This is a genomic window from Vibrio sp. L85 (assembly GCF_963871815.1).
In the GTDB taxonomy this organism is placed as follows: Bacteria; Pseudomonadota; Gammaproteobacteria; order Enterobacterales; family Vibrionaceae; genus Vibrio; species Vibrio harveyi.
On record NZ_CAWMYL010000108.1, the window covers coordinates 1 to 21,475 of the forward strand.

Genomic DNA, 21,475 nt, shown 5'->3' on the forward strand with positions numbered 1-21,475 from the left:
GATCGTAGCTTCTTGATTTAGTTCCATCGAATTACGCAACAAAGCCTTGGAAAAGCGCCAAAATCAGCCCGATTTACAAAAAATCATGACAACTGCTATAATTGAGGTTCAAAAAGAGAAATTATTAACCTAACCCACTGTTAAAGATAAAATTTATCAATAATCGTCAAATTTTTTGTCTCATGAAATTTCCAAGGGTAGAAGTTCATGGGTCGTGAAAACATGGGCGTTGTAAGAACAAGCTTCCTGATTGATGAGTCTGGCAACCTTGAGCATGTATTCAACAAGTTCAAAACCAAAGATCACCATGAAGTTGTATTGGACTACCTAAACAGCAAATAACCGTCCATGAACTATTAACTCTTCGACTTGGGGGCAGGCATGATTGGTTACATTCGAGTATCAGATTCACAGAGAGCCGATGGTGAATCTCAAAGAGAAGCTATCAAGGCTTACGCCGCTAAACATGGTATCCAAATATCAGATTGGATCGAAGAGCATGTGTCTGCCACCAAGACAGAACTGGGTGAGCGGAAGTTATATTCCCTCATCACCTCGCAACAAAACATCATCGTATCGGATATCACTCGGCTGGGTCGCCATAAGGTGATGGAGTTGGTCGGCGCTATAGGCCAGATAGCCTCCTACGGTGAACTGCATTTGGCATACAGTGACACCATCATTAACTCAGAAAACGTTGATAATGCAGAAATCATTTTTACTGTTATTGGGCAGTCCTTTGCCAGTGCCGTCGAGGCCCAGAAGCGCTCTGATCGAGCCAAGGCAGGTCATGCTAAACGTAAGGCCAAAGGACTATCATCTGGCCGCCAGAAGGGACAGAAGGTTAGATCCAAGCTTGATGAGCATACTGCGTTCATTTTGAATATGCTTGATTCTGACAAGTCAAAGGCAGAAATTTTAAGGAAGCTTAGTGACAAAGGGGTAGAAGTATCTCGAAGTCGTTTCTACTCTTGGCTGGAAGACCGTGGCCTGCATAACAAGAAAGCAGAGTTTCAGGCTGACATGTTCACTGAGTAGCCAACTCGATGCTGAGTTAGCCCTTAAGCATACTTGGCTAGCTCATTTTTGCCCCGAAGTTGCTTAGATCTTTTACTCATTCGCATCCTGTTAATAAGCTTTTGCCATACTAAAAGTTATCCATTCTTATCATGCGGTTAATCCCCGTGATGTATCACGGGGGTAAATTCCACCTTTCCTTCAGTGTTAACTAGTCTTAAGTTCTTTTTCGATCTGTTTGTAGATGTTTGAGGTAATCTTTAATTTCATCAAAATCGGCTACTACTTCATCGATCGTTGGACAAGGACGTATACCTGCGGCTGTGTCGTGACCAACAAAGTCGATACAGCATTTATCATACGCAAGGTGAATACGCTCTAAATCAACATTAGTAATATCGTCTACTCGATTTAATCTTTGCAGATGCACACCTCTTTCGAACCTATTAACGACTTTATTTAATAGTTTCTCTTCAACCAATCGCTCCCATGCTTCACGCAGAAAACTATAGAAAACCGCAGCAGCTTCTCTAAATTCAGTCTCTGTTCCTGTCTCATCAATCTTTCGAAGTTTTTGGAGCTTAGTAGTTAAAACTCCAATTCGCTTCGATGTAGGAAGCGCATCCCACGGAGGATTGGTTCTTACAAGGCCGGAGTTACTTCTAGATCTTTCTAGGCTGATGCAATTGACCTTATCTTGCTTTAGGCTATCTGAAGCTTCTAGTAGTAGCTTGTAGAATACTATGTCGTGAGTAAACACAATGACTTGGCGTTCTAGTGATTCCTCTACTAATCTTTTTGCGACTTTTGCACTCCATTGATGGCTAAGCGAGTTCACTGGATCATCAAATAGAACAGCAGATCTTCTAGAGTCAGCTTTCATTTCTGATAAAAAGCTCGCAATTGCAATACACCTTTGTTCACCTTCACTAGCAACTTTACCAACAACAGATTCGTTTGAGTTGGCTAGCTCTAATTTAAATTGCTGTTGTCCGGCTTTATTTCTAGTTTTAACTTTGATGTCAAATCTATTAAAACCAAAGGATTTAAGCTCTTTCACAAAAGACTCTTTTAGTGGCTCTATAACACCTTGTGAATAAATCCTAGCTGACAACGTTGATATACTTCTCGTAGCGCACTGACTTGAGATCTCATTTAACTTAGCTACTGTTTTTGACCGTCTTACGTTAGTTATGATGTTTGCTTTGTGTTTGGCAATGTAGGCTCGATCTGTTAATTCGGTCAGTCTTGCTTGTTTCTTAGCCACAAATTCGTTGTTACTGCTTTGCTGTTCAAGTTCTCCGATTTGCGTGAACAGATCTTTATCTATTTCCCGCAATGCTTGGAAATGAGACAAGCTAACTCCGTCTAACGACTCGGGTAGCACGGAACCTGATAAAACAGTCTGCCTGTTTACTAAATTCTGGTTTAATTCCTCAAGCCCAACTTTTAACCCAGGTTTTATTATGTCAAGGTCGTTCAATACACCTTCAAATTGGGCAATATTCAAACTCAAAGACTTAACGGCAACCTTAGCCAGAGTTAGTGCTTTCAGTGCTTCAGCTGTATTTCTTGCAGCCTTATCATTAAGAAAAGCTTCGAGTTCTTGTAATTTGTCGGCCGATGTCTCTTGGATGTCTTGTAAGCAAAACGGACAGGAATCACCTTTTGTTGGAGGGAATTGTTGGCCTTTATTTTCTTTTACCAAGAAGTCTTTTGCTGCTCTCCAAAGGACAGTCCATTGTGTATCACCAATATTATCAAACGGTAGATCACTTAGTGTCTTTTGTCTCAACGCGTCAGATACTCGTTTCTTTTCTTGATAGTCGAGTTCTAAACCTTTTAACACATCGAAATTACTAGAACCGAGTACTTCTATAGGTCTTTTGTAGGACTCAAGTAAAGGGGCAATATAACTACGCTGCTTAATTAAACTCTTTCTGATTTGTTCTGGCGATTTGGCCATGTCACTAACCAGCTCGTCCTGCAATGGTTTTATAGATTCAATTTCTTCCTTAGTTGCGCAGTGCAATTCAATATCAGCTTCATTTGTTAACTCTGAAATTTGATTAAGAAACAATGCAGCTTTACTTTGTGAATTTAACGATGGAATAGCAACAAAACCGTTACCACCCATGACATCTTCACTTATTCTATTTTTTATGCTTTCCACAACCTTTGTAAGCTCTGTGATTAAGTTCAAACCTACTGGTTTATAACCTAAAGCATCTTCATTAGATAAATAGTGGTGTGCTGAAGATGAATCGAATACACGAATAGACTTGGCAGCATTATTGTTTGATGCCCCATTACTCCATGTTAATTCTGTCGGTGTGTCATCAATCTCGAGTGTGAGTAAAGCTTGAGGAGGTTTAGGTGCAGAAGTGAAAACATTACCCGCAATAGGTTTCAATGCTCCCCGAGTCAAACACGCATGTTTTAAAATTGACGTATAGCTCGACTTACCAGCCCCGTTGTCTCCATATACGATAGTTAATCCATCTTTTCTAAAATCTAATTTTTGATCTTCCGCTAACGCAGCAACACCTTCAACTTGAGACAAGCTAATCAGTCGAACCGAATTTTCTTCGGCCATGTAGCCCGATATATCAATCGGTGATAACAACTGCTCATGGTTTGGGTGTTTCGGTTCCAAGCCCTCAACACTCTTCGCAAAATTGAAAATAAAATCGATATGGTTTTGGTTTAGCTCTCCTTCTTCAAGAGCAACCTTTAGTGCTAGATTCCACCATACGGGCTTATCCTTGGACCACTCTACTATTGATTCTACCGCATTCATCATCATTAACCTTAACACGCCAAATAAGAGTCTAGTGTAATAGAGTTCAGTTGCATTCAGGTGTAAAAAATTGGTTTATCGTCTAACAACGTGCGTAAAATCAACAAGTAATAGAATTATTCATAATATTTATTATCTTCTCGAATCATTTCTTTGATAACTCATAGAGCCCAGATGTAAAAAAGCCGAACTCATGAGTCCGGCTTCTTTTTGATTGATATGATCCAAAAGGAGGACTGGCTAATCCAACAAACAAGGTTTCTCCCTAATCCCAATTGTAGTTGATGAGTAAATTTAGCCACTGACTAGAGGTTTTGTAATACCCAAGATAATCCGTTAAATGCTAATTTAGTAAAACTACTAACAAGCTTATGTCCAAAATCTTTACGACCGGAGCATCTTAACTAGCTCGAAAGAAGTTATTCATTTGTCGCAGGTTAGCTAGAGTATTTACTTTCTTAGGTTGCCCTTCACATGAAGCGAACAGATAGTAATCGGCGTTATCTGTGAGTATGAAACGTGGCTTCAAAAACAAAACACCACTATCGAGAAACTGATACACTATAACTTGGAGTAAGCATGTTAAGAGTTACTTGTATGAGATCAAAGTAGATATGGATATTGAGACTTTATTAAGCATTACATCCGATACTCCTGATGAGTTAAGAGCAGCTTTGCTTGAAATGTTGGACGAAGCTGACCGTTACTTTGGTAATCGTGATTCAACGATCGCTTGGCTAACTAAGCCTAATGTTGCTTTTAAGTTCTGTACGCCGGCATCTGTATGTGATGATACTGAGGGGGTAAAATTAGTTATGGAGCAAATTAATCGTTTGAAGTTCGGGTATCTAGCATAGTCTACACAAGACTCATATGATAACTTGCAATATCACCCCAAGGCTAGTTGATCTATGCAAGTAAAAAAACCTTCAAATATTATACTCGAAAAGTACTGATTGATTTTTATGGGAAAAAACGTCAAATATTTAATCTTAATTAACAATGAGTTATAATTTGGGTGTTATAGCTTAACAGCTTTGCCTCATAAATAATCTAAGTTTACTCCTCTTGATATAAGCAAGTTAAAAAACGAATAGAGACGTCGAGTTTAAAGAACCGCATCTTAAATAAAAGAGGCCATAAATTCCGTATGCTGAAAACAGGCCTGTTAATATTTGTCTGATTTTATTGTATGTTTTAGAGAAAGATGGGGCTGGGGAAAAACGCCCGAAGGGCGTATTTAGTTAAAAGATACAGCTATCTTCTAGATTAAAACTCAATGCTTCCAAAAAGGTAGCAAAACTATAAAGCTCATCCCACGACACACTATCAACAATAACAAACTCCTTGCTATAAAGGTTGAACGCTATCCTAGTCGTTGACTCTTCACTATACGCGAAGTACTTCCTTAACGACTCTTCTTCCCAAAATTCCAAATTCGCATCGATAATACCATCCAAAAAATATGGTTCATTTTTTTGCTCACTGCCATATAAGTTAAAGCCATTACACGAGAAGCCGTTTGTTTCCTTTAGGATTGAAAGGTAATCACTATCTAGCTTCAGATTGAACAGCTCTTCAACTTTCCTTTTGCATTGTTCAACATCTGCGTCATTTGCAGAAGGAACGAAAAAACCGACACCGAACATCTGATGTTCTTTTTCATTTTGGAGCTTTAGCATCTCCAACATATCTCTATCTGACATTTTCATCCCTACTTCTTGGGGTAAATAGTGCCATCAGGCACAGGCCACTGAACTTCTACAACACTACCAACTGTGAGGTTTTTTGTCGTTTGTTTTTGATAGGTAGTTAGTGCCGCATGTTCTGGAGCTTTCCTAATCAAAACCAAGTTTGAAAAATCATTTGTACCACTATCATCTAACGGCAGTTTGTGGTGCACTTCAAAAGATGCAGGGACTCGACCAAATGAGAGTTTGTTTATTTCCTCTTGAGGTACATTTAATGCTTTTAGCTTCTTTGTCACTTCGCTGTCTTTGGAGAGTTCTATTAGGAAGTTTTACCTCACTCCGTTGTTGAATTCTTTTCTCAGCTTGTTGAGTTCATCTCTGCTTCTTTTTAGGTAGGAAATGTCGAGCATTTTCATATCATCAAGGGTGATATTCTTACCTTTGTATTTACCAACGAAGCTCGTTAGGTCATCTGCAAATTTACCCGGAATGGCAATTGCAGCCATTGATGCAGCACCGAGCAGTGTAGGGTTTTGGATGAAATTTTTCCCCTCCTCTGTCAATGATTCAATATCATCCGCAAGCATTGAGGCTGGATCTAGCTTAACTGGCTTAATCGCATCAAGCTCAGGATTAGCTAATGCTTCTCCGAGATCGAAACTAGGCACCTCAACTTTTTGTCGGTCACTAATAACTCTTTCTCTGTTTTTAGACCAACGGGCTTCATCTTCTTTTGTATAAGTAAGCTCAACCTTGCGCGCCAAGCGTTGCCGCTCAGCTAGTTCCTTTAGTGTTTCTCCGAGCGTTTGTGTTTTGGGGTTAAACTCTTCATCGAGAAGAGGCTTATACCCCCCACCACTACTCGTCGCTACCTTCTTCTTTTCAATATCGTCGCTATCCATAGATGAGAACTTCTCCCATGAAGCCAAGAGCTCATCATATAGCCGCATTTTTATACTGGTAATACCTTGAGATGCAAACCGTCACTTTCACTATAAAAAAGAACGTATTAACGCACATTACAAACCAAAAGACGCCCCCACAAGGACGTCTTTTCTAACAAGCTTAGGTGTTTCACTGAGCTGATGATGACATTCACTCATAGCCATCCTCAATAAAATAATTTGCTACCGTTCATCTGCCTCATTTCTGCCCCAAAATCAGTTAGAGCAGAATTGATATCAGTGTAGTAACGACAGGAGAAAAAGGGATGAATGTTTCATCCCTTTGTTGACTCTTTGGCAACAGGATTAGTCTCCTGGCTCTGGCTCTGGCTCTGGCTCTGGCTCTGTTGGTTGTGGGATCTCACAGCTTTGAGGCTCAGCCTTGACCGAGTCTAGACTTTTTACGGTAACTAAGAAGCAAGTACTGGTTGTTTCAGGAAGAGTTTGCTCTGTGCTCATATTGCGATCGGCATGCCAATTTTTCAGAACAATGCCCCCTCCGACTAAAGCTGCACAGATAGTAAGAGTTAAAGACAAAGGTAGTTTGTCCCTGAGTAGTGAGAAATTTTTCTGCTCGTCTACCCACTCAATCTGGTGTTGCCAGAAAAACTTATAGTGTGCGTACCAATCGCTAAAGAGTATCTGCTTACTAATGTTGCCGCTGTAGTAGCTAGACTCTATATCAGATAGCTCTTGCTCAAAAGCAGAGGTGTCAGCGCCACTATCTGCTTTCACACGAAAATATAAGTCTCTCAATTTGTTGTAATATTGAGTTAGTTTTACGCCTGTTTCTTCGTATTTATCTTTTTGTGAGTCATACATAGCAATGTACAGGCTGACAATGCCAAGGATGATGAATGTAGCAGATAAAAATTTAGTTGATAGCTCATCTAAGACAAGAGCATAGATACCAAATGCCATGGAGAAAAAGCTGATCAATCCAGGGGTTTTGCTCACAATGTCATAAGTGGCGAAGTGCTTTTTAGCCCCAAAACCGACGTTGTAGCCTGTTGTGGCAATATTCTTTAGTAGCTCATCTTTGTTCATAAATGTCTCATTGAATCGGGACGTGAATACGGTCTTTTGCTACAACGATACCATTTTTAATGGCATAGCATTCAACGATATGCTCACCTTTGAAACTGGTTGATTCATTGCGTCTTTTGTAACCGTCGTCATCTAAAATTTGACCACGAATACAGTCTTTTTTCTGTGCTTCAGCACCACGATTTAGAACTTTCCATTTAAGTTGGTATGGCTCTGGCACTTGGATGTCAGAAACAGTGAACAAGAGCTTTTTATTTACGAGGAGGGGGAGCTTGCGAGCCAGCATGTCCGTTAAAAAGTGCTCCCTATAACCTCTTTGAGACACTTCGCACTCAAGGCTTAGTGGGTAGCGAATGTCAATTGGGAAAAGGTCTTCGATAAATTGCTCTGTATTTCGCCATGTGGAGCGGCTTTCGAAAGCTTCAGCAACTGCTTTAGTGGCTGTTGCTGCGGGGAATGGACAGCCATAAACTTTCTTCCATTTATCGTGAGAAGCATCACCTGCATCAATGGCTTTAAGGCATAATTTGTAAGCTTTTTTGGCCTTACGTTGAAACTGCTTTTTCACTTTTACATGCTGGCCACTACCTAATGCAGCGAAGCGATCTTGCTTGGGGAGCTTTGAGAGGTATTCAAAGAAGTCTCGGCTCATATAGTCATAGTAAAGAAAGCCTTTGTCATCATAGTAGTCTGTAGATTTCAGAAAGTTATGAGCAAGCGTATCGATAAGTAGCCCACCCATACCAACACCATGCTTATTCTTCCAGGCTCGGGCAATCCTGCATAAATTACGCAAGTTGTTGTTCTTTTCTCTACTAAACTCCGTCATAGCTGCGATTTCTTCACGGGGTTTAGTGGTTTTCCAACTTCCGCCATTATAGGTATCAGGATATTTAAAACTGCCGTCATCCTGTTCAAACACTGGCTGAACCTCAATATGAAAGTTTGTATATGTTACTGTAACAACGAGTCTATCTACGCGAACATCAGTTGTCGGGTATCTTGCTTTGATTGCACTACGAACATCACTGAGGAGTTGGGACTGCTTTCCATCTTCATAATGACCCCATTTTCCTTTGGGCATGATATACAGCATATCTAGGTCAGAAATGCCTTTGATAGCTGTCCAGCGTCCATATGAACCTACTTGGAGGCTATTAGCTTTTTTAGATTCAGTATCACGAAATTTCTTGTTGAGGCTGGCTGTGATTTCGTCGTAACGGTTACTGATCTTATCTGAATTATCGACCTTCAAATTCTGCAAGAAATCACGGAACATCTCTGTAATAGCCATATCTCCTCCTTACTTCTTGTCTTTCGGTGGATGAGGGTCGTTTCCATAGCTATTGCCAGCTCTAATCTTTCCATCTCGACCGTGAATCTTGGTATCAGTGCGTTGATTACGGGCAATTTCTTCCGCTCTCTCAATAGCTTCCTTTTGTGTTTTAGTAACTTTCGTCGCTTTGTTGTTTCCTGCGCCTTTAACTGCCCATCCGTCTGGGTGCTTGACAACATGCTGGTTCTTTCTCGTAGACATATAGTTATTCCTTTTTTGATACAGATACAACCTTTTCGTAATTCTCCAGTACGCTGTTTGCAAATCTATATATGCGCACAGAGATAGCCATAAACACAATATATAGTGCTTAAATTAACCATTCAAGCAGTGTGCGTATTATTGCCCTGAACTTGATAGAAAGCTCGCGAACTTCAAACTTTAAAAGCCGATTATTGAGTGGGGAGTCAGTAATTAATGTAATGGATAAGATAATTTGGCCACTCGATTTGAAGGTTTTGCCATACATCTAATAATTCATCATAAGCTAAATTAGCAAAATCACTGACACGTTTTTGTCCAAAAGTGAGTTGGGAGACAAGTGTATATGTAATCACCAAGCGCTCCCATCGGAATGACTATCAACTTATAGTAACGCCTTAGTTTTTATGACAAGTCTGAGCTTAGAAAAACGTCTAATTCAGCCCGATTTACAAAAAATTATGACAACTGCTATAATCGTGGTTCGAAAAGATAAATTATCAACCTAAATCACTGTTAAAGATAGAGTTTGTTAGAAATCGTCAAAAATTGAGTCTAAAAAAATTTCCAAGGGTAGTTTGCTATGGGTAAAGTCTACGATGGTCTTCACCGCATCAGCTTCTTGATCAATGAGGAAGGTGTTATCGAACACGTGTTCAACAAGTTCAAAACCAAAGACCACCATGAAGTGGTTGTGAACTACTTGAAAGAAAACGCGTAAACCTAGCTTTCAATCAAACATCAAAAAGCCCAGCGATCGCTGGGCTTTTTATTGGATTCAATTTCTATTCTTGTATTGGTTCGCTTTCTTCCGTACTTGGTAGCGCGTTCCATACTGCTTTTACAAGCGTCGCCAATGGGATAGCGAAGAAGACCCCCCAGAAGCCCCACAAACCACCAAATACCAACACGGCAACAATGATCGCTACTGGGTGAAGGTTAACCGCTTCAGAGAACAGTACCGGAACCAACACATTACCGTCTAGCGCCTGAATAATGCCGTAGGCAACAAGTAACCAATAGAACTGAGGCGTTAAGCCCCATTGGAACAAGCCGACAATCGCGACCGGAACCGTCACCGCAGCCGCACCGATGTACGGGATAAGCACTGACAAACCCACCGCTACAGCAAGCAATGCAGAGTAGCGCAGGTCAAGAATCGCAAAAGTCACGTAACTCACGCCACCCACGATCAAGATTTCCAGCACCTTACCACGAATATAGTTCGAGATTTGTTCGTTCATCTCGTGCCATACTTTGTTCGCCAGCTTACGGTTCTTCGGTAAGATGCCACTTGCCATGCTGAGCATCTCATCTTTGTCTTTTAGTAAGAAGAACACCAATAATGGAACAAGAATCAAGTAAACCGCTAGCGTTGCTAAACTCACTAGAGAAGCCAGTGAGCCTTTTACGACGCTCTCACCTAAGCCAATCGCTTGGTTCTTCGCGTTAGTCACCACGGTTTCAACAATTTCTAGGTTCGCCAGCTCAGGGTAACGTTGTGGCAAGGTTGCAATGAACTTTTGTAGTCCAGCATACATGTTCGGAATATCGTTGATTAAATTCCCCACCTGAGTCCAAATCGTTGGCACTAAACCAAATACCGCGATCAACATTAAGCCAATAAAAATCAGTATGACAGTAATGACAGAAAACGTACGTGGGATACCCAAACGGCACATCTGCGTTACTGGCCATTCAAGTAAATATGCAAGAACAATGGCCACCAGCAATGGCGCAATCAAATGCCCGAAAAAGTAAATTGTAATAAAGCCGAACAGCAGTATCGCCACGAGGCTCACTGCATGTGGGTCTGAAAAGCGTCGCTTATACCAACGACTTACCATTTCAAGCATCGTACGAAGATTCCTTATTGAATACGGTCAAAGTGAAGTGTTCAGGAGAAGCTTGGCAATCCACTGTGTAGCCTTGGTTACGCAAATACTTCACGATATCGTGCTTAGAGCTTTTATCCACCACTTGAATAACAAGCTGATGATCTTGTTGTGTTTCTTCCGGAAACACCTCAGCAGCGTGACGCTTGGCAAGTAACAGTGCCATAGGGCAGCGTTCCTTACGCAAATCAAGTAATATGGATTCCATTGTATTGCTCTGCACTTGTGATAGGGTTGTATTGTAACGGCTTTTTGCGCTGGTGCTAGCATTTCTCACATGATTTAAGAGTAGACGCGCAGGACTTTTAGATTGACAATTTACGAAACCAATTCGTTTATCTTCGGTCTTATTGCTAGCATATTCATCCCACAAGGATGACCATAAAGTCTGTGCTGATGTTGAATGGATTTCGCCCCTCAAGCACACACTCGGTATTTTGGAGAATCTTTAAACCGTATGTTAAAACGCACTCGCTCGCTAGTTTGTTTATGCCTTGCTGCTGCATTGAGTACACCAACGCCAGTTTATGCCAATAGTCCCGACCTCCCAGATATTGGTACGGCAGCCGGAGGCACTCTAACGATAGATCAAGAGTTGATTTATGGTGACGCCTATATGCGTATGCTTAGAGCCAGCAAACCTATCGTCAATGACCCTGTTATTAACGAGTACATCGACTCACTGGGTCACCGTTTGGTCGCGAATGCCAATGACGTAAAAACCCCATTCCACTTTTTCATGATCCGAGATCGCAACATCAACGCTTTCGCTTTTTTTGGCGGCTACGTTGCCCTGCACTCAGGTCTCTTTCTCCATGCCCGCACTGAAAGTGAGTTAGCCTCCGTTGTTGCTCACGAAATCGCGCACGTTACTCAGCGCCACCTTGCACGAAGCATGGAAGAACAAGCTCGTCGTTCACCAGCAACCATGGCAGCACTTGCTGGCGCTCTTCTGCTTGCGATAGCCTCTCCTGAGGCTGGTATGGCAGCGGTGACGGCAGCAACCGCTGGCAATATGCAAAGCCAAATCAACTACACTCGCTCCAACGAGAAAGAAGCAGACCGCTTTGGTATCGCGACACTGGCAAAAGCGGGCTTTGATGCACAAGCGATGCCACGCTTTTTTGGTCGCCTAGCGGATGAATATCGATACGCGAGCAAGCCGCCACCAATGTTGCTCACTCACCCGTTGCCTGAAGATCGTATTACAGACAGTCGTGCTCGTGCTCGTGCTTACCCACCAATGCGGGTGATGCCTTCTATTGATTACCATTTAACCCGAGCTCGCATCGTCGCACGTTATGCCGGAATTGATGGTCAAGCAGCAATGAGTTGGTTTGACCGAACTCAAAAGAAAGCCTCACCTGATATTGTGCCATCATTTGATTATGGTCGAGCCTTGGTACACCTCGACAACAAACGTTTGAGTGAAGCGGAACCTTTATTGAAAAAGCTCCTTCAGCAAGACCCAGGTAACCCATTTTATCTGGATGCAATGACCGATCTTTATATTGCTCAAAAGCAACCACAAAAAGCAGTGGATATGTTGAGTAGCGCACTCAAACGCAACCCACAAAACAAAGTCCTGACCATCAACTATGCAAACGCATTACTTGAGGCGAAAAAGGACCAAGAAGCGGTGCGTATTCTGCAGCGCTACACACACGATAACCCAGAAGACACTAATGGCTGGCACCTGCTTTCACAAGGCAGTCATGCGCTGGGTAAAAGTGATGAAGAACTCGCCGCACGTGCCGAAATTTTGGCATTGCGAGCCAACTGGAACAAAGCCATCCAGTATTATAGTGAAGCAAGTAAAATTGCTAAGTTAGGTAGCTTACAACAAGCTCGATATGACGCTCGTATCGACCAACTGATGATCCAAAGAGATCGATTCATGGCATTACAATAACGAAATGGAGAAAACCATGTCAGTCGTGATTTATCACAACCCTCGCTGCTCAAAGAGCCGTCAAACACTTGAACTGCTTGAGCAAAATGGCGTAACACCGGAAGTGGTTAAATACCTTGATACACCGCTTAATGTTGAACAACTGAAAGCGCTTTATGCTCAACTTGGTTTCTCTTCCGTACGCGAAATGATGCGTACCAAAGAAGACATCTACAAAGAGCTGGCACTGGGAGAAGCCTCTGTCAGTGATGAGCAACTGTTCGAAGCCATGGCACAAAACCCGAAACTGTTTGAACGCCCAGTAGTAGTTGCAAATGGGAAAGCAAAAATCGGTCGCCCACCAGAACAAGTTTTGGAAATTCTGTAAATGGATTGCCAGATCCTCATTTTGTATTTCAGCCGTCATGGCTCGACAAAGCAACTGGCAAGACAAATAGCAAGAGGAGTCGAGTCGACTCCTCATTGCGAAGCGATTTTACGTACAGTTGAAGAATTGTCACCTCACTCACATACCCCTTCTGATCCAATTGCTACTCTAGATGAGTTGAAGCAGTGCGATGGTCTCGCGTTTGGCAGCCCAGTTTGGTTTGGCAACATGGCAGCGCCGCTCAAGCACTTTTGGGATCAAACCACACCTTTGTGGGTGAATGGCGACCTTATCGATAAGCCAGCTTGTGTGTTTACCTCGTCGTCTTCCATGCATGGCGGTCAAGAAACCACGCTACAAAGCATGATGACCCCATTATTGCATCACGGCATGATGGTATTAGGAATCCCTTATTCAGAGCCAGAACTGCACACCACGCAATCAGGAGGCACACCCTATGGTGCAAGCAGTGTAGGACAAGAGCCAAGTCTCACGGCAGAAGAGATTCGTCTCGCACAACAATTAGGAAAACGACTGGCAACCACAGCGAAAAAGCTCAAAGGAAGTCAGTAAGCTCAAGGATAAGTAAATCGATGTCTGACATTATTGACCAACCACCTCTTAGCACACGCACTCAAACCTATCGCTACATGGCGCTGTTTGGCAATTTGGCGTTATTGGCTTGGGTTGCGATTTGGCAACTGGCGTTGTCCCCTCACCCACATCTAAGCAGCACTACATTGGCGATTGCTTGGTGTATTCCTCTATTGTTACCACTTCCTGGCATTTTAGCGGGCAAACCCTACACACACGCTTGGGCAAACTTCGTTCTGATGCTGTATTTCTTGCATGCGTTGACGATTTTGTATGTTGACAATGGTGAGCGTTGGTTGGCCGCAGTAGAGTTGCTCCTTACCTCACTCGGCTTTGCAGGTAACATTTTGTTTGCCCGAGCACGTGGTAAAGAGTTGGGTCTGAAGTTAAAACGCTTATCTCAAGTCGAAAAAGAAGAAAAAGCGAAGTTCAATAAATAGAAGCGAAACAATTACGGGGACATGGCGCTTCAAGCTGAACCAGCTTCATCACATCTCCAGCCATAGAACCACTAAAAAAAGAGTCGCACTAAGCGACTCTTTTTTGTTTTGAATAAACCTTAACTTAGGTTTTCAACCACATCCGTTTCCAATACTGGCGCGATTTCAGAATTTTGTTCTACTGGCTCGGCTTTCGTGCGAACTGGAGCATTCCATTTGTAGATCAGATCGTACTGCTTTGGCGCTGGTTGTAGTGCAACAGCAGGTGTGATTGATGCCGGCTCAGTTGCCACATTTGTTTCCGTTGCCGTATCGAGCTCAACGACTTGAGCGGTTTGATCTTCTGTTGTTTCCGCTGGCAATTGCGCTGGTTGAGCAACTTCCTCAGGAAGCTGGGCTGGTGCTGACGGCTCTACATTCTCAAGCGGGTCTTCGGTAATCTCAAGTGAACGGATAGAAGACGCTTCTTGTTCAAACGCTTGTTGAGATGCCAACAAGTGAATCGTTAACGTCACTTGATTGCCTTGAATTCGTTTGATTTCAGTACCCGCCACTGAGTTTAGCTTCGTCAATGAGTTCTCAAGATTAAAGAAGTCCACCGCTGATGCGACATCTAATACCTTCACATCAATCGCTTCAGATGATTTGCTTGATACCACAACAGCACTCTTCTTCGCGTAGTAGTCTGCGATACCACCCATCATGGCGGAGATTGCATTTGCACCAGACGCTGAGCCACTGCGAGGTGACTGTTGCGATTGAGCAAGTTGCGCTGGTGATTGGTCATATAGCGTCCAGCGAATTTTATCGCCTTGCACACGCACCACTAGCACAGCATCAACAGGGTAACGCTGACTCGCTTGGCTGATTGGGTCTACAAAGCCCCCCCACAAATCAGACACGTTAACACCCGTAACATCATCAAAGTCCCCCACAGGCATAGTGACTGGTAGGCCTCGAGATTCAGCCGCAGCGCGCAGTGCAGCAGCACTGGTTGAGTCTGAATGCTCCCAAGTGATCGTACGATCATAGCCCTGCTCTTCTACCATCCAAACTAAGATGTTGGCACGGTTTGGAGACCATAATGGTAATTGTGCTTGAGTCAGTAGTGAACGAATCTGACCACTATTAAACAGCATCTTTAAACTGCTTTGACCATCAAGCTGACCATAACCAAGCTGAGAAATGTAGCGAGAACTTGAACCCACTGCTTTCTTTATTACCGGGTTGCTAAGGGAAGATTGGCTACCTGTCGCACGCACAATCACATCTTGCATACCTTGTTGACGAGCGAGCTCTTCGCCGTCTTTTTGCTCACCGTCGATCGCCACTTCGGCACGATAGATATCTACCTGAGTTAATGCATAAACTGGCAGAGACAACCAACCTATCAATAAGAGAGCTAAATAGCGCATAGTTTTCATAATCCTCTGAACAAGAACCCGCATGATAAGCAACTATCAAACCGTGAGCAAGAAGAGTACTGAGTGAATTGTCTGTATTCTGACCAAGTTAAAACACGGAAGTGAAACTAAACATTCGTCGACCTTATAAATCCACACAAAAGTTTGATCTAGGCAACATTGCAATCGATTGCCAGATGATAAGATTCGCCGGATTTGTCTGCGTATCTTTGAAATAGGGAATTATTATGAAAAACGCGTTACAAGGCGCTCAGATGCTCTTTGTCGCTTTTGGTGCTCTCGTATTAGTACCACTTCTTACTGGTCTTGACCCAAACGTTGCTCTGTTTGGTGCTGGTGTCGGTACTCTTCTTTTCCAACTAATAACTAAACGTTCCGTTCCTATCTTCCTTGCCTCTTCTTTTGCGTTTATTGCTCCTATTATGTTCGGTATCCAAACTTGGGGCATCGGTGCGACTATGGGCGGCTTAATGGCGGCGGGTTTGGTTTATGTCGCGCTTGGTGCGATGATCAAAGTGCGTGGTGTCGGCTTCATCCATAAAATTTTACCACCAGTTGTGGTAGGTCCGGTGATTATGGTCATTGGTCTTGGTTTGGCACCAACAGCAGTAAACATGGCGGTAGGTAAAACCGGTGACGGTGCCATCCAACTCGTAAATGGCGATGCTGCAGTTATCATTTCAGCAGTGTCATTGCTAACGACCATAGCACTGAGTGTATTCGCGAAAGGCTTCCTAAAACTGGTGCCTATCGTCGGCGGTATCTTAGCGGGTTACTCTGTTTCGCTTTTCTATGGTGTGGTTGATTTCACTCCAGTAGCTCAAGCTGCTTGGCTAGCCATGCCAAACTTCACGGCGCCAGAGTTTAACATCAACGCTATCTTATTCATGATCCCAGTTGCGATCGCACCAGCGGTAGAGCACGTAGGAGACATGCTGGCTATCTCAAACGTAACGGGTAAAAACTACCTGAAGAAACCTGGTCTTCACCGCACGATTGCGGGTGACGGGGTGGCAACAATTGCGGCTTCTATGGTTGGTGCTCCACCAAATACAACTTACAGCGAAGTAACGGGCGCAGTGATGCTGACTAAAGCCTTTAACCCTGTGATCATGACATGGGCGGCGATCACGGCAATCGTACTTGCCTTAGTGGGTAAGCTCGGAGCCATTCTACAAACGATCCCTGTTCCGGTCATGGGTGGCATCATGATCCTATTGTTCGGTTCTATCGCAACCGTCGGTCTAAACACGCTCATCAAAAACAATGTGGACCTGCACAAATCACGTAACCTAGTGATCGTCGCCGTAACACTGGTATTTGGTATCGGTGGCATGGCTTTCGGTATTGGCGAGTTCAGCCTACAAGGTGTGAGCCTGTGTGGTATCGTGGCTATCATTCTTAACCTTGTGCTACCACACGATCTTGGTGAAAACCACGTGGTGGATAATGCACAGATGGAAGAAGACAACGCGAAGTAATTTATCGTGCGGCTTAATTGATTTGAGTCGCGCGGTTATCACTTTCATATCTAGCTTCTAGCTTCCACATAGCAGAGACAAAAAAGGCTTGGTTTTCACCAAGCCTTTATTTATTCAATTCAGTAAAAGCAATAACGCTTATTTAGTACCGAAGATCTTGTCACCAGCGTCACCTAGACCAGGAACGATGTAACCTTTGTCGTTTAGCTTCTCATCGATTGCAGCAGTGTATAGCTCAACGTCTGGGTGGGCTTTTTCTAGCGCTTCGATACCTTCAGGAGCAGCGACAAGAACAAGTACTTTGATTGCCTGACAACCTTTCTCTTTTAGAAGGTCGATAGTCGCGATCATAGAACCACCTGTTGCAAGCATTGGGTCAACAACTAGAGCAATACGCTCATCGATGTTAGAAGCAAGCTTGTTAAAGTATGGTACTGGCTCTAGTGTTTCTTCATCGCGGTAGATACCAACAACACTGATACGCGCGCTTGGCATGTGCTCTAAAACACCATCCATCATGCCTAGACCTGCACGCAAGATTGGCACTACTGTTACTTTTTTACCCTTGATTTGGTCAACTTCTACAGGACCATTCCAACCTTCAATGGTTACTTTCTCTGTTTCAAAGTCTGCAGTCGCTTCGTAAGTAAGTAGGCTACCGACTTCTGTAGCTAACTCACGAAAACGCTTCGTGCTGATGTCACCTTCTCGCATTAGACCGATTTTATGTTTTACTAGAGGGTGTTTAACTTCAACAACTTTCATTTCCATCTCCGGCTTTATTGGCAATATTTAAACAAACCTTCAGATTATACATGATTTTTGCAGGGATATCAGGATAGATCACTAAAGAAAAAAACCGACGCAAACGTTTGCTATCTGTATTTAACCACTGGTAGAATAGCGCCGTTTTCATATCCAACTTAAAAACCGAGGACTTCCCTGTGAGTGGTAACAACTCTTCTCTTAGCTATAAAGACGCTGGTGTAGATATTGATGCAGGCAACGCGCTTGTAGATCGTATTAAAGGTGCGGTTAAGCGTACTCGTCGCCCTGAAGTGATGGGTGGTATCGGCGGTTTTGGCGCATTGTGTGAACTACCAACTAAATACAAACAGCCTGTACTGGTTTCTGGTACTGACGGTGTAGGTACAAAACTTCGCCTAGCGCTGGATATGAACAAGCACGACACTATTGGCGTTGACCTAGTGGCAATGTGTGTAAACGATCTAATCGTTCAAGGTGCAGAGCCATTATTCTTCCTAGATTACTACGCGACAGGCAAACTGGATGTAGACACAGCGGCAGACGTAGTTTCTGGTATCGCTGATGGCTGTGTTCAAGCAGGCTGTGCACTTATCGGTGGTGAAACCGCTGAAATGCCAGGCATGTACGAAGGCGAAGACTACGACGTTGCAGGCTTCTGTGTTGGCGTAGTGGAAAAAGAAGATGTGATTGATGGTACTAAAGTAGCCGCTGGTGATGCACTTATCGCAGTTGGCTCTAGCGGTCCACATTCGAACGGTTACTCGCTTATCCGTAAGATTCTAGAAGTTTCTGGCGCAGATAAGAACGAAGAGCTAGCAGGTCGCACTATTGGCGAACACCTTCTAGAACCAACTAAGATTTACATCAAATCAGCACTTAAGATGATTGAGAAACACGATATCCACGCGATCTCTCACATCACTGGTGGTGGTTTCTGGGAAAACATTCCACGCGTACTGCCTGAAGGAACCAAAGCCGTTATCGATGGTAACAGCTGGGAATGGCCAATCATCTTCAAATGGTTACAAGAGAAAGGCAACGTTGAAACACACGAGATGTACCGTACGTTCAACTGTGGTGTTGGTCTAGTCGTTGCACTACCAAAAGAGCAAGCGGACGCAGCAGTTGCACTTCTTAAAGAAGAAGGCGAAAACGCATGGGTGATTGGTGAAATTGCTCAAGCAGAAGCCAATGAAGAGCAAGTCGAAATCCAATAACTTGCGAATCAAGCTCAAAAAATAAAAAGAATGGGGATGTTATCCCCAAATAACTTCTAAATACTGGTTCAGCGAGAATGAATTGGTTTGTAGGCGCGACAACGATTTGAAGATCTAGTGGTTCTAAATCAAAAATCGTTAACAAAGTATACAAGCCAATACAGCTCGCCCTTCGGGAGCATGTCACCAATACGATTTCATCGTCAAACAACTTGGAAAAAGCTTACTATTCCACTGCGTTGTTTTCCTTGAACTAGAATTGGTGACAAAGCTCTGAATCCAGCCTTATGAAGTCATTTGGGGATATAGTCCTCATTCTGCTATCTGGAACATCGAAAACCATTCTAATAGTAGGTAATTTAGCAATTACGCACGTCAAACCTACAGTATCAAGGCAGTCTCAATATCATGAAAAACATAGTGGTCCTCATTTCAGGTAACGGCAGTAACCTGCAAGCTATCTTGGAAGCTTGCGAAGACAACATGCCAAATGCACAAGTCGCAGCCGTATTCTCCAACAAAGCTGACGCTTATGGTTTAGAACGTGCAAAGCAGTTTGATGTGAACGACCATTTTGTCGATCCAAAAGCATTTGATTCACGCGAAGACTTTGATGCTGAACTGATGCAGCAAATCGATGAGTACCAACCAGACGTCATTGTGCTCGCAGGCTACATGCGTATTTTGAGCAGCGCGTTTGTTTCCCACTATCTGGGCAAGATGATCAACATCCACCCTTCTCTTCTGCCAAAGTACCCGGGGTTACACACCCACCAGCGCGCGATTGATGCAGGCGACAAAGAACACGGCACCAGTGTTCACTTTGTGACAGAAGAATTAGACGGCGGACCTGTGGTATTGCAAGCAAAAGTGCCAGTATTTGAAGACGACGATGCCGATATTCTAGCCGCTCGCGTTCAAACTCAAGAGCATAAGATCTACCCAATGGTGACTAAGTGGTTAGTAGAAGAGCGCTTAACCATGAAAGATGGCAAAGCATTTCTTGATGGTTTTGAGCTTGGTGAACACGGCTACGCTGACGAGTAATTCTGAATACCAAATTCCAAACGCAAAAAGGCAGCCATCAGGCCGCCTTTTGTTATTTTAAATCTTATAAGCTTGGCTCAATGAAGCCGTTGTCAAACTAGAAACCAAAACTAACAACCTAAAAAGTCCCTGACACCACTTTAGCAATACAACACTCGGATAGTAGATTCTGAATCTGACTCGTTCCTCGTCGTTCAGAATGACGCTGCAGGCAAAGAAAAATCAATTCCACTTCAATCATTTACGTCATTCCAGCGAGCCTTAGCGAGACTAGGAATCTATTATCAATACGCTAGGAAGTAAAAATGCTCATCTGTACCCGCCTTCGGTTTAAGACGCATAAAAATAAAGCTCGCGATTAAGCGAGCTTTATCTAGATGTTCATTGTCAAAAACCATCACTCCAGCGGCTCAGTTGGTGCTTGGTTACCTGGCTTCGGTGCAGCAAATGGAACATCTTCCAGAGCTTTGGCATTGTTCAATACCAATTCCCCAACGTGAAACAAACCGTACTCGCCCGGCTTCATGCGATGCCATGTTTCATTGCCAGTAAGCGGCTGAGTTGCAATCACAGAAACCACATCATTTGGTGTCGTCTCTTCTTGGAAGTTGATTTCTACATCTTCATCCAACAGAGCGGCCTTGCCAAATGGAGCTCGACGGGTAATCCAATACAAATGGTTGGTACAGTAAGTCATCACAAACTCACCGTCGCTGAGCAGCATATTGAACACGCCTTTCTCTTTTAGCTTGTCGCAACATTCAGCGACATAGATAAAGACCGCTTCCATATCCTGAGGAGGCTCAGGATACTTATCTTCCATCTGCTTTAATAGCCAGCAAAATGCCATTTCACTGTCAGTTTGCCCTACCGGACGGTGACGCCCTGTGTACAAATCTTGGTAATCGGTCAGCTGACCATTGTGTGCAAAAGTCCAGTAACGCCCCCAAAGCTCACGCGTAAACGGATGGGTGTTTTCCAGATTCACACCACCTCGGTTAGCTTGGCGAATATGACTCACTACTGCGCGACTTTTTATCGGGTAGTTTTGCACTAATTCAGCAATCTTTGAGTCACAACTTGGGTTTGGATCTTTGAAAGTGCGGAATCCCTTTCCTTCATAAAAAGTGATTCCCCAACCATCACGATGCGGACCAGTACGACCACCGCGCTGCATCAATCCAGTAAAACTGAAACAAATATCGGTTGGAACATTTGCGCTCATGCCGAGCAATTCACACATGGTTTAACGAACTCCTTACCTTAAAACACAACTAAGCCATCATTCAGCTTA

21 protein-coding genes and 2 pseudogenes are annotated in these 21,475 nt (G+C 43.3%); 11 read left to right on the top strand and 12 right to left on the bottom strand.

All coding sequences use genetic code 11. The features are described 5' to 3' along the window. Positions 1 to 201: 201 nt before the first annotated feature. A pseudogene (locus tag AACR11_RS09975) lies at positions 202 to 342 on the top strand (thioredoxin-dependent thiol peroxidase); the annotation flags it as partial. Between the two features lie 39 nt (positions 343 to 381). Next, positions 382 to 1,038, top strand: a complete 657-nt coding sequence (locus tag AACR11_RS09980) for a recombinase family protein (RefSeq protein WP_017817771.1) — start codon at positions 382 to 384, stop codon at positions 1,036 to 1,038. Positions 1,039 to 1,234: 196 nt separating this feature from the next. Here AACR11_RS09980 and AACR11_RS09985 read toward each other — a convergent pair whose 3' ends face one another. After that, positions 1,235 to 3,823 (bottom strand): AAA family ATPase, encoded by a 2,589-nt coding sequence (locus tag AACR11_RS09985; RefSeq protein ID WP_223295736.1) that lies wholly within the window; start codon positions 3,821 to 3,823, stop codon positions 1,235 to 1,237. Positions 3,824 to 4,431: 608 nt separating this feature from the next. Between AACR11_RS09985 and AACR11_RS09990 the strand changes: the two genes are divergently transcribed. Then, a complete protein-coding gene (locus AACR11_RS09990; RefSeq protein WP_017817768.1) occupies positions 4,432 to 4,674 on the top strand; it encodes an antitoxin Xre/MbcA/ParS toxin-binding domain-containing protein in 243 nt (80 codons plus the stop codon). Positions 4,675 to 5,061: 387 nt separating this feature from the next. On the opposite strand, the gene AACR11_RS09995 is transcribed toward AACR11_RS09990, so the two are convergent. The 6 genes from AACR11_RS09995 to AACR11_RS10020 form a co-directional block, all read right to left on the bottom strand. Beyond that, complete coding sequence (locus AACR11_RS09995; RefSeq protein WP_017817767.1) at positions 5,062 to 5,529, bottom strand: YrhA family protein; 468 nt, start codon at positions 5,527 to 5,529, stop codon at positions 5,062 to 5,064. Positions 5,530 to 5,531: 2 nt separating this feature from the next. Beyond that, entirely contained in the window at positions 5,532 to 5,804 is a 273-nt protein-coding gene (locus AACR11_RS10000; protein ID WP_223295737.1) for an HNH endonuclease, read from the bottom strand. Positions 5,805 to 5,837: 33 nt separating this feature from the next. After that, positions 5,838 to 6,410 carry a hypothetical protein gene (locus AACR11_RS10005; protein ID WP_223295738.1) on the bottom strand — a complete coding sequence of 191 codons (573 nt, stop codon included), beginning with the start codon at positions 6,408 to 6,410 and terminating at the stop codon, positions 5,838 to 5,840. A 348-nt stretch (positions 6,411 to 6,758) separates the two neighbouring features. Beyond that, a complete protein-coding gene (locus tag AACR11_RS10010; protein ID WP_079324705.1) occupies positions 6,759 to 7,499 on the bottom strand; it encodes an SLATT domain-containing protein in 741 nt (246 codons plus the stop codon). Between the two features lie 7 nt (positions 7,500 to 7,506). After that, positions 7,507 to 8,793, bottom strand: a complete 1,287-nt coding sequence (locus AACR11_RS10015; protein WP_079324707.1) for an SMODS domain-containing nucleotidyltransferase — start codon at positions 8,791 to 8,793, stop codon at positions 7,507 to 7,509. Between the two features lie 9 nt (positions 8,794 to 8,802). Beyond that, complete coding sequence (locus AACR11_RS10020; protein ID WP_068713745.1) at positions 8,803 to 9,036, bottom strand: DUF2188 domain-containing protein; 234 nt, start codon at positions 9,034 to 9,036, stop codon at positions 8,803 to 8,805. A 583-nt stretch (positions 9,037 to 9,619) separates the two neighbouring features. Between AACR11_RS10020 and AACR11_RS10025 the strand changes: the two are divergent. After that, a pseudogene (locus AACR11_RS10025) lies at positions 9,620 to 9,757 on the top strand (thioredoxin-dependent thiol peroxidase); the annotation flags it as partial. A 64-nt stretch (positions 9,758 to 9,821) separates the two neighbouring features. Here the strand turns inward: AACR11_RS10025 and AACR11_RS10030 are convergent. Both AACR11_RS10030 and AACR11_RS10035 read right to left on the bottom strand, forming a co-directional pair. Further along, positions 9,822 to 10,892, bottom strand: a complete 1,071-nt coding sequence (locus AACR11_RS10030; RefSeq protein ID WP_005445339.1) for an AI-2E family transporter — start codon at positions 10,890 to 10,892, stop codon at positions 9,822 to 9,824. After that, a complete protein-coding gene (locus tag AACR11_RS10035; RefSeq protein ID WP_009700286.1) occupies positions 10,885 to 11,139 on the bottom strand; it encodes a sulfurtransferase TusA family protein in 255 nt (84 codons plus the stop codon). Before AACR11_RS10035 ends, AACR11_RS10030 begins: the two co-directional genes overlap by 8 nt. A gap of 249 nt (positions 11,140 to 11,388) precedes the next feature. Here AACR11_RS10035 and AACR11_RS10040 point away from each other — a divergent pair, with 249 nt between their 5' ends. Genes AACR11_RS10040 through AACR11_RS10055 form a run of 4 tightly spaced genes read left to right on the top strand, consistent with a single transcriptional unit; the run spans position 11,389 to position 14,244 of the window. Continuing rightward, positions 11,389 to 12,843, top strand: a complete 1,455-nt coding sequence (locus tag AACR11_RS10040; RefSeq protein ID WP_005445335.1) for a beta-barrel assembly-enhancing protease — start codon at positions 11,389 to 11,391, stop codon at positions 12,841 to 12,843. A gap of 16 nt (positions 12,844 to 12,859) precedes the next feature. Beyond that, a complete protein-coding gene (gene arsC, locus AACR11_RS10045; protein WP_005445333.1) occupies positions 12,860 to 13,210 on the top strand; it encodes an arsenate reductase (glutaredoxin) in 351 nt (116 codons plus the stop codon). After that, entirely contained in the window at positions 13,211 to 13,783 is a 573-nt protein-coding gene (wrbA, locus tag AACR11_RS10050; RefSeq protein WP_005445329.1) for an NAD(P)H:quinone oxidoreductase, read from the top strand. It abuts the gene before it with no gap. Between the two features lie 20 nt (positions 13,784 to 13,803). Beyond that, positions 13,804 to 14,244, top strand: a complete 441-nt coding sequence (locus AACR11_RS10055; RefSeq protein WP_029789640.1) for a DUF2069 domain-containing protein — start codon at positions 13,804 to 13,806, stop codon at positions 14,242 to 14,244. Positions 14,245 to 14,363: 119 nt separating this feature from the next. On the opposite strand, the gene AACR11_RS10060 is transcribed toward AACR11_RS10055, so the two are convergent. Beyond that, complete coding sequence (locus AACR11_RS10060; protein ID WP_029789639.1) at positions 14,364 to 15,659, bottom strand: DUF2066 domain-containing protein; 1,296 nt, start codon at positions 15,657 to 15,659, stop codon at positions 14,364 to 14,366. Positions 15,660 to 15,895: 236 nt separating this feature from the next. Between AACR11_RS10060 and AACR11_RS10065 the strand changes: the two genes are divergently transcribed. Further along, positions 15,896 to 17,149: a uracil-xanthine permease family protein gene (locus AACR11_RS10065; RefSeq protein WP_005433047.1), complete on the top strand. Its 1,254-nt coding sequence runs from the start codon at positions 15,896 to 15,898 to the stop codon at positions 17,147 to 17,149. A 138-nt stretch (positions 17,150 to 17,287) separates the two neighbouring features. Here the strand turns inward: AACR11_RS10065 and upp are convergent, their stop codons facing one another. After that, positions 17,288 to 17,914 (bottom strand): uracil phosphoribosyltransferase, encoded by a 627-nt coding sequence (gene upp / locus AACR11_RS10070; RefSeq protein WP_005445324.1) that lies wholly within the window; start codon positions 17,912 to 17,914, stop codon positions 17,288 to 17,290. 179 nt (positions 17,915 to 18,093) lie between these two features. Between upp and purM the strand changes: the two genes are divergently transcribed. Continuing rightward, entirely contained in the window at positions 18,094 to 19,134 is a 1,041-nt protein-coding gene (gene purM, locus AACR11_RS10075) for a phosphoribosylformylglycinamidine cyclo-ligase (RefSeq protein ID WP_029789638.1), read from the top strand. 408 nt (positions 19,135 to 19,542) lie between these two features. Next, positions 19,543 to 20,181 carry a phosphoribosylglycinamide formyltransferase gene (gene purN, locus AACR11_RS10080; RefSeq protein WP_009698624.1) on the top strand — a complete coding sequence of 213 codons (639 nt, stop codon included), beginning with the start codon at positions 19,543 to 19,545 and terminating at the stop codon, positions 20,179 to 20,181. 397 nt (positions 20,182 to 20,578) lie between these two features. Here purN and AACR11_RS10085 read toward each other — a convergent pair whose 3' ends face one another. Beyond that, complete coding sequence (locus AACR11_RS10085; RefSeq protein WP_005445320.1) at positions 20,579 to 21,424, bottom strand: class II glutamine amidotransferase; 846 nt, start codon at positions 21,422 to 21,424, stop codon at positions 20,579 to 20,581. Positions 21,425 to 21,475 lie beyond the last annotated feature (51 nt).

Excerpts from the sequence above, each read along its gene's own strand:
- AACR11_RS09985 (WP_223295736.1), bottom strand. The coding sequence starts at position 3,823 with ATGATGATGAATGCGGTAGAATCAATAGTAGAGTGGTCCAAGGATAAG.
- AACR11_RS10010 (WP_079324705.1), bottom strand. The coding sequence starts at position 7,499 with ATGAACAAAGATGAGCTACTAAAGAATATTGCCACAACAGGCTACAAC.
- AACR11_RS09990 (WP_017817768.1), top strand. The coding sequence starts at position 4,432 with ATGGATATTGAGACTTTATTAAGCATTACATCCGATACTCCTGATGAG.
- AACR11_RS09980 (WP_017817771.1), top strand. The coding sequence starts at position 382 with ATGATTGGTTACATTCGAGTATCAGATTCACAGAGAGCCGATGGTGAA.
- AACR11_RS10060 (WP_029789639.1), bottom strand. The coding sequence starts at position 15,659 with ATGCGCTATTTAGCTCTCTTATTGATAGGTTGGTTGTCTCTGCCAGTT.
- upp (WP_005445324.1), bottom strand. The coding sequence starts at position 17,914 with ATGAAAGTTGTTGAAGTTAAACACCCTCTAGTAAAACATAAAATCGGT.
- purN (WP_009698624.1), top strand. The coding sequence starts at position 19,543 with ATGAAAAACATAGTGGTCCTCATTTCAGGTAACGGCAGTAACCTGCAA.
- AACR11_RS09995 (WP_017817767.1), bottom strand. The coding sequence starts at position 5,529 with ATGAAAATGTCAGATAGAGATATGTTGGAGATGCTAAAGCTCCAAAAT.
- AACR11_RS10030 (WP_005445339.1), bottom strand. The coding sequence starts at position 10,892 with ATGCTTGAAATGGTAAGTCGTTGGTATAAGCGACGCTTTTCAGACCCA.
- AACR11_RS10005 (WP_223295738.1), bottom strand. The coding sequence starts at position 6,410 with ATGGATAGCGACGATATTGAAAAGAAGAAGGTAGCGACGAGTAGTGGT.
- AACR11_RS10020 (WP_068713745.1), bottom strand. The coding sequence starts at position 9,036 with ATGTCTACGAGAAAGAACCAGCATGTTGTCAAGCACCCAGACGGATGG.
- arsC (WP_005445333.1), top strand. The coding sequence starts at position 12,860 with ATGTCAGTCGTGATTTATCACAACCCTCGCTGCTCAAAGAGCCGTCAA.
- AACR11_RS10085 (WP_005445320.1), bottom strand. The coding sequence starts at position 21,424 with ATGTGTGAATTGCTCGGCATGAGCGCAAATGTTCCAACCGATATTTGT.
- AACR11_RS10015 (WP_079324707.1), bottom strand. The coding sequence starts at position 8,793 with ATGGCTATTACAGAGATGTTCCGTGATTTCTTGCAGAATTTGAAGGTC.
- AACR11_RS10055 (WP_029789640.1), top strand. The coding sequence starts at position 13,804 with ATGTCTGACATTATTGACCAACCACCTCTTAGCACACGCACTCAAACC.
- AACR11_RS10035 (WP_009700286.1), bottom strand. The coding sequence starts at position 11,139 with ATGGAATCCATATTACTTGATTTGCGTAAGGAACGCTGCCCTATGGCA.
- wrbA (WP_005445329.1), top strand. The coding sequence starts at position 13,211 with ATGGATTGCCAGATCCTCATTTTGTATTTCAGCCGTCATGGCTCGACA.
- AACR11_RS10065 (WP_005433047.1), top strand. The coding sequence starts at position 15,896 with ATGAAAAACGCGTTACAAGGCGCTCAGATGCTCTTTGTCGCTTTTGGT.
- AACR11_RS10040 (WP_005445335.1), top strand. The coding sequence starts at position 11,389 with ATGTTAAAACGCACTCGCTCGCTAGTTTGTTTATGCCTTGCTGCTGCA.